Genomic DNA, 4409 nt, shown 5'->3' with positions numbered 1-4409 from the left:
GGGAACGGCGCTCGATGAGCCGCCGATGGACGGCACACGCGCGAAGCGGGCGCTCGCCGCGGCCGCAATGGCCTGCGCGATGGGATGCTCACTCGCGGCCTCCAATGCCCCGGCGGTGCGCAGCACCTCATCCTGCGTCAGGGCACCCAGCACGACGACGCCGCTCACCGCCAGCTTCCCGGTGGTCACGGTGCCGGTCTTGTCCAGCACGATGGTGTCCACGGTGCGTGTATCCTCGAGCACCTGCGGCCCGCGGATCAGGATGCCCAGCTGGGCACCGCGCCCGGTTCCCGTCAGGAGCGCCGTGGGAGTCGCAAGGCCCAGGGCACACGGACACGCGATGACCAGGACGGCAACCGCCGCGGTGAACGCAAGATTGGAATCGCCAGTGAACACCAGCCAGGCAAGGAACGTGACGACGGCGATCCCGAGGACGATCGGGACGAAAACGGCGCTGATGCGGTCGGCGAGGCGGGCGATGCGGGCCTTGCCGCTCTGGGCCTGACTCACCAGCCGGCCCATGGAGGCGAGCGTGGTGTCGCTTCCCACGCGCGTCGCCCGGATGATCAGGCGCCCGGAGGTGTTGATGGTGGCGCCGGTGACGCCCGAGCCCGGCGACACCTCCACCGGAACCGATTCGCCCGTGAGCAGTGAGGCGTCGACGGCACTATGGCCCTCGACCACCACCCCGTCCGTGGCGATCTTCTCGCCGGGCCGCACCACGAACTCGTCGTTGGGGATGAGGGTGCCGGCCGGGAGCGTCACTTCGGTGCGGACGCCGTCCACCGTGCGCAGCACGGTGGCTTCCTTGGCGCCGAGGCTCAGCAATGAGTGGAGTGCATTTCCCGCACGCTGTTTGGCGTTGGCCTCCAGGAAGCGGCCCAGCAGAAGGAAGGTGGTGACCACGGCAGCCACCTCGAAGTACAGGGCGTGGCCGCCCATCATCATGCCGGGGTGCTGGGTGGCGAGCGGATCAGCGGTCAGCTGCCATGCGGAGAACGCGAAGGCCGCGGTGACCCCGATCGATACGAGCGTGTCCATGGTGGACGAGAAGTGCCGGGCGTTCACCAGTGCGGCCCGGTGGAAGGGCCATGCGGACCACGCCACCACCGGGAGGGCCAGCGCGAGGACCACCCACCCCCAGTGCGGAAACTGGAGGGCAGGAATCATCGAGATGAGCACTACGGGCAGCGTCAGCACAGCGGCCACGATCAGGCGGGACCGGAGCAGGGGTGCGGCGTGCGCATCGTCGTGCGCAGCGTCGTTGTGCCCGTGAGGATCCTCCGGCTTCAGCTGAGCGGAGTACCCGGTGGCCTTGACGGTGTCCAGCAGGTCCTGGTCGGAGATGTGGGCCGGAACCCGGACCACCGCCGATTCAAGCGGCAGGTTGACGCTGGCCTCCACGCCGTCGAGCTTCCCGAGCTTGCGCTCGACCCGGCCCACGCAGGACGCGCACGTCATGCCCTGGATGTCGAGTTCCACCACGCGCGACGGCGCGGGGGAGGTCTGTGTCGGGGCTTCGGAGGCGCTCATGGTCAGGAGTCGCTGGAGGCCACGCTGTAGCCGGCCTCGGCAACGGCGTCGTTGACCTGCGCCGAATCCAGTGCACCCTCCGAGGTGATGGTGGTGGCAGAGAGGCCGCCCTTGACGAGGTCGATCTCTACCGACTGGACCCCGGGAAGGGCACTGAGCTCGCTCTTCACCGCTTCCACGCAGTGGCCGCAGGTCATTCCGGTGACATTGACAGTGGTGGTGCTCATGATGAATCTCCTTGAATAGTGTTGTGGGTGGTATTGCTAGCGCAGGAGACGGCCGATGGCTGCCGTCGCTTCCCGCACTTTTTCCTGGACGTTCTCGTCATTGCCGCTTACCTGTGATTCCTGGGCGGCACCGACCACGCAGTGCGCGATGTGGTCCTCGAGGAGGCCCATGCTGACGGCGTGGAGAGCCTTGTTGATGGCGGACACCTGGGTGAGGATGTCGATGCAGTACTTGTCCTCGTCCACCATGCGCGCAATACCGCGGACCTGGCCCTCCACGCGGCGCAACCGCGTGAGGTAGGCATCCTTTTCGGCGCTGTACCCGCGGGTGGGTGGCGCTGAGGATGTTGTTTCGCTCATGAGTCTCCTTCATCGTTGAGCCTAGTATACCCTCTGGGGGTATAACTCGGGGGAGGAAGATCCTATTCCCCTCTGCCGTCGAGGAAACCACCAGCATTGTGCCGTACGTTTGAATGCGAAACCCCAATTCCCAAGGACCTCAATGTTCACAACCATGTCCGCCTGGCAAAGGCTGACCCTGCTCGTACTTGCGGGAATCGCCGTGGTGGCACTCTTCGTCCTGGCATTCACTGCGGGCCGCGTGTCAGCAGGTTCGCCCCATCCCGGTACCACCAGCGCCGACGCCGGTTTCTCACGGGACATGCAGGTGCATCACGCACAGGCAGTGCAGATGTCCATGATGCTGCGGGACCGCACCGATGACGAGACCCTGCGCACCATCGCCTACGACGTCGCCATGACGCAGCAGCAGCAAAAAGGTCAGATGTACGCGTGGCTGCAGGAATGGGGCCTTCCGCAGAGTAGCGGAGAACCTCGGATGGCATGGATGACGTCGATGGCTGAGGGAGCCATGGCTCATTCGATGGAGTCGGGCAGTACGGCCGGCATGGAAAGCGCCGGCGGTGCAGGCAGTATGGCTGTCGGTGCCGACGGACTGATGCCCGGCATGGCCACGCCCGAGCAGCTGGAAGAACTCGCCGCAGCCTCGGACGACGACGCCGAGCGCATCTACCTGACCCTGATGATCGATCACCACGTGGCGGGTGTCGAGATGGCTGCAGCCGGCGTGGAACTCGCCTCGACCGAGCAGGTGCGCACCCTTGCCAGCAGGATCGAGGATTCACAACAGGCCGAAATAGATCTCATGCAGGCGTTGCTCGACGAGTTGTGACCGGCTCCGCCGGTAGATTGAACATAGGAACCAAACCCCTCCGCACTAAGGAATTGATCGTTGAATAAGAAGAGAGCCCAGGAAAACACGGACCGCCAGGCGCGTCTGGCGGCCATCCAGGCCAAGCAGCGTGCCGGCGAGCGAAAGCGCAACGCCCTGATCTTCGGGGGAATCGGCGCCGTGATCCTGGCCATCATCGTGGCGGTGACCATCGTGATCGTGGGCCAGATCCAGGAGCGGAACCGCGCCGAGGAGCTCGCCGCCCAGCCGATCGAGGGCGTGCAGACCTACGAGGACCTCACCTTCAACCACACCGAGGCCGAAGTCACGTACCAGCAGAACCCGCCGGTCGGCGGGGACCACAACCCGGTCTGGACCAACTGTGGGGTCTACACGGAGCCGATACCTGCTACCAACACCATCCACTCCATGGAGCACGGAGCGGTGTGGGTCACCTACCAGGCCGACCTCCCGCAGGAGGAAATCGACGTGCTGACCGACCTCGTCGGCAGCCGCTCCTACGTGGTGCTCAGCCCCAATGCCGACCAGGAAAGCCCGGTCACCGCTACGGCGTGGGGCCTCCAGCTCGAGGTCGACTCCGCCGATGACGAGCGCCTCGGCGCCTTCCTGACCAAGTACATCGAGGGTGAGCAGACGCGCGAGCCCGGCGCACCCTGCACCGGCGGCATCACCCCTCCGGGCGCCTCGTAGAGTACGGCTCAGTGATCCCGAGAGGTGTAGGAGCCCTGCGACGCCGTGCCACCACCCAATTCAGGGTCAGCGTCACGGCCGTTGCCTTGGCTGGATTACTGGCTGGATGTTCGCAGCCGGTGGCAGACAGCGAAGGCGCAACGTCGGAACGGTCGACGGTGCTTTCCACCGGCGTCGCTTCTCCTCCGGCACCTCTCAGCGTCGGAGGGGAAGCATCTCCCGGCGCCCCCTCCGCAGAGTCGGAGACAGGTGCAGAGGATAAAGCCCTTCAGCAGACCATGGAGAGTGCACTGACGGACCTCGTGGCATCCTCGCCGCAGCCCAGCCGGGATCAGCTGAGGGATGCCCTTGTATCCGCGGGCGTTCCAGCTGACGCGCTGGAAGTCTCCGCCAGCACTACGCCCACGGGGCTTGAGGCAGACGCGATCCAGGCTGGTGTGCGCACCGGCACCAGGTGCCTGATGGCGTACATCCGGGACGGCAATGTCTCGAGCGTGGTGCTGCCGGTCCTCGCGAGCGGAACATGCTTCATCGGTGACGACCGTGGCTAGGGCCGAAAAGGTGGAAAAACGTAAGCGTTCTGGGTCCAGGCGGACAAGTGTCATCGGAATTGCAGGCGAACTGCTCCTCACGTTCGGCATTCTTGCCCTTCTGTTCGTGGGCTGGGAGTTCTGGTGGACCGGAGTGCAGGCCGGTGCCGTACAGAACAAGGCGGTGGAGCAGTTCGTCCGGGAGAGCGGCCCGTC

6 protein-coding genes and 1 pseudogene are annotated in these 4409 nt (G+C 65.6%); 4 read left to right on the top strand and 3 right to left on the bottom strand.

Features of this window, described 5'->3' with window-relative positions:
• The 3 genes from Y704_RS21695 to Y704_RS0114960 all read right to left on the bottom strand — a co-directional run.
• The coding region (locus Y704_RS21695) for a heavy metal translocating P-type ATPase (RefSeq protein WP_081747691.1) at window positions 1–1533 on the bottom strand (1533 nt) is incomplete at its 3' end.
• A 2-nt stretch (window positions 1534–1535) separates the two neighbouring features.
• A complete protein-coding gene (locus Y704_RS0114965; protein WP_026550721.1) occupies window positions 1536–1760 on the bottom strand; it encodes a heavy-metal-associated domain-containing protein in 225 nt (74 codons plus the stop codon).
• 36 nt (window positions 1761–1796) lie between these two features.
• Complete coding sequence (locus tag Y704_RS0114960) at window positions 1797–2120, bottom strand: metal-sensitive transcriptional regulator (protein WP_026550720.1); 324 nt, start codon at window positions 2118–2120, stop codon at window positions 1797–1799.
• Between the two features lie 142 nt (window positions 2121–2262).
• Here Y704_RS0114960 and Y704_RS0114955 point away from each other — a divergent pair, with 142 nt between their 5' ends.
• From Y704_RS0114955 to Y704_RS24615, 4 genes and pseudogenes are all read left to right on the top strand, one after another.
• The gene (locus tag Y704_RS0114955; RefSeq protein WP_026550719.1) at window positions 2263–2952 is read left to right on the top strand and encodes a DUF305 domain-containing protein; all 690 of its coding nucleotides are present in this window, start codon (window positions 2263–2265) and stop codon (window positions 2950–2952) included.
• Window positions 2953–3012: 60 nt separating this feature from the next.
• Window positions 3013–3663 (top strand): DUF3105 domain-containing protein, encoded by a 651-nt coding sequence (locus Y704_RS0114950; protein WP_026550718.1) that lies wholly within the window; start codon window positions 3013–3015, stop codon window positions 3661–3663.
• Window positions 3664–3941: 278 nt separating this feature from the next.
• Entirely contained in the window at window positions 3942–4214 is a 273-nt protein-coding gene (locus Y704_RS21690) for a DUF6993 domain-containing protein (protein ID WP_081747690.1), read from the top strand.
• A pseudogene (locus Y704_RS24615) lies at window positions 4198–4409 on the top strand (class E sortase); the annotation flags it as partial. The gene Y704_RS21690 and the pseudogene Y704_RS24615, both read left to right, overlap by 17 nt.

It is taken from the genome of Arthrobacter sp. Br18 (assembly GCF_000520555.1).
Taxonomy (GTDB): Bacteria; Actinomycetota; Actinomycetes; order Actinomycetales; family Micrococcaceae; genus Arthrobacter_D.
This window is presented reverse-complemented; position numbering and strand designations above follow the sequence as displayed.

Excerpts from the sequence above, each read along its gene's own strand:
- Y704_RS0114965 (WP_026550721.1), bottom strand. The coding sequence starts at position 1,760 with ATGAGCACCACCACTGTCAATGTCACCGGAATGACCTGCGGCCACTGC.
- Y704_RS0114960 (WP_026550720.1), bottom strand. The coding sequence starts at position 2,120 with ATGAGCGAAACAACATCCTCAGCGCCACCCACCCGCGGGTACAGCGCC.
- Y704_RS0114955 (WP_026550719.1), top strand. The coding sequence starts at position 2,263 with ATGTTCACAACCATGTCCGCCTGGCAAAGGCTGACCCTGCTCGTACTT.
- Y704_RS21690 (WP_081747690.1), top strand. The coding sequence starts at position 3,942 with ATGGAGAGTGCACTGACGGACCTCGTGGCATCCTCGCCGCAGCCCAGC.